This window comes from Microcoleus asticus IPMA8 (assembly GCF_013179805.1).
GTDB classification, from domain to species: Bacteria; Cyanobacteriota; Cyanobacteriia; order Cyanobacteriales; family Microcoleaceae; genus Microcoleus; species Microcoleus asticus.
This window is the reverse complement of the sequence record NZ_SRRZ01000298.1, coordinates 1-1,417: the sequence shown is the minus strand read 5'-3', so window position 1 is coordinate 1,417 and position 1,417 is coordinate 1. Positions and strand designations below refer to the sequence as shown.

General features: G+C 38.0%; 2 protein-coding genes. Both read left to right on the top strand.

Translation table 11 applies throughout. The annotated features are described in order from the left end of the window. Positions 1-475: 475 nt before the first annotated feature. Entirely contained in the window at positions 476-976 is a 501-nt protein-coding gene (locus E5S67_RS31960) for a hypothetical protein (protein WP_172193490.1), read from the top strand. A 78-nt stretch (positions 977-1,054) separates the two neighbouring features. Further along, positions 1,055-1,360: a hypothetical protein gene (locus E5S67_RS31955; RefSeq protein ID WP_172193488.1), complete on the top strand. Its 306-nt coding sequence runs from the start codon at positions 1,055-1,057 to the stop codon at positions 1,358-1,360. The last annotated feature ends 57 nt before the right edge of the window (positions 1,361-1,417 follow it).

Below are 1,417 nucleotides of genomic sequence, written 5' to 3'. Positions count from 1 at the left end.
ACAACACAACGCCCTCTTGTCTTCCTAGACTTGTTGTATAGCAAGACTTTCAGATTTTACGGATCTAGAAAATCACTTAGGATTGCTATAGTCCCTAATTATTATAATTGATAATATTTTGCAATTGATTTAGGATTGCTATAGAGTTGGGTCAATGTCATTGTTGGTTTTATTGTACCCAACATTTACCCACATTTACCCATATTTCCCAATTTTTTTCGGTTATCAACTCAAAAAGTCCCGATAACTACCAAACTTTTTGCAAGCAGCAAAATAAAAGTTAATTGCTAGTCTGGATAAAGAGCAAGTTTACCCCCTTGAAAACGTTTTTCTAGACTAATACACCCTGACTGATCCAAGCTGTGAGTATTTGAACAAATATTTGTTCATTCTTTCGTGAACGTATGGTTGAAACAACTACCCCGAAGGCTCCGGCTAAGGCGGCACTCTTCTAAAATAGCTGGAGTATAAATGTATGGGACAAAATAAGTCATCGTCCAATGACACGACAGAAACTCTTCTCAAAGTTTTTTCTGTAATCTGGAAAGTAGTTTGGACTATTTTCAAGTGGTGTCTAATAACTGCATTTTGGATCTTTTTTGGAATAATCGCATTTGCTCTTGCACTTGGGGGAGTTAGCCTTCCAGAGCCAAGATATATTCCAAAATCGGGGCGCAGAAGAATAAATACTAAAGAAGCCAAAAAACAAATTATTCGAGAGGTAAAGGGGAAGCGGTCTAAGAAGTTCTTAGACGAATATGAAGATATACTAATCCACGTGCAACAAACAGAAGTCGAGAGAATTCAGGGAGAAAAACTCGAAGAACAAGAAAAGAAAGCTCGCCTTCAATCTCTATCTATACGTGAGCGTATCCTTCTCAAAATACGGGAGAATCCAGGCTCATTACTAGAAAAAATCCTAACTGAAGATGAGATGGAAGAACTAGCTCTTATGATTCTCGAAGCTTCTCTATAATGTTGGCATCTCTTATGTAGTGTTTTTTGAAGAATTTGTTTACTTACATCAAACCAATCTTCGCAACAACTTTTAGTTATGAAAAATCGTTGGACTACTCGTTCTCTGTCAGAAGAGTCTCCTCTTCTTAAAAGAATTGGAGGAAAGGCTGGTACTTATGATGTTATGTGGGATACCTCTGCGAAAGTCATACGTATTAAAGGCTCTGGGCAGGAATGGAAAATTCCTCTTGCATCAGGGATTGATGCAATGTATTTATTAGGAGGGTCAGCAGGAACAAAGGAAGAAAAAATGTGGAGCAGAGAGTACAGTGGGGTATTTAATAAAAGCAACATAGATAGCCTTCCTGAGGGTGCATCTCACTTTTGCAGATACATCAAGTAGAAAGTTGACCATTGAGATAAGCACAGCGAAGAGAAAGGATAGAGGAAACACTCTCGA

Bases quoted from the DNA above. Each gene is read 5' to 3' on its own strand.
- E5S67_RS31960 (WP_172193490.1), top strand. From the start codon at position 476: ATGGGACAAAATAAGTCATCGTCCAATGACACGACAGAAACTCTTCTC.
- E5S67_RS31955 (WP_172193488.1), top strand. From the start codon at position 1,055: ATGAAAAATCGTTGGACTACTCGTTCTCTGTCAGAAGAGTCTCCTCTT.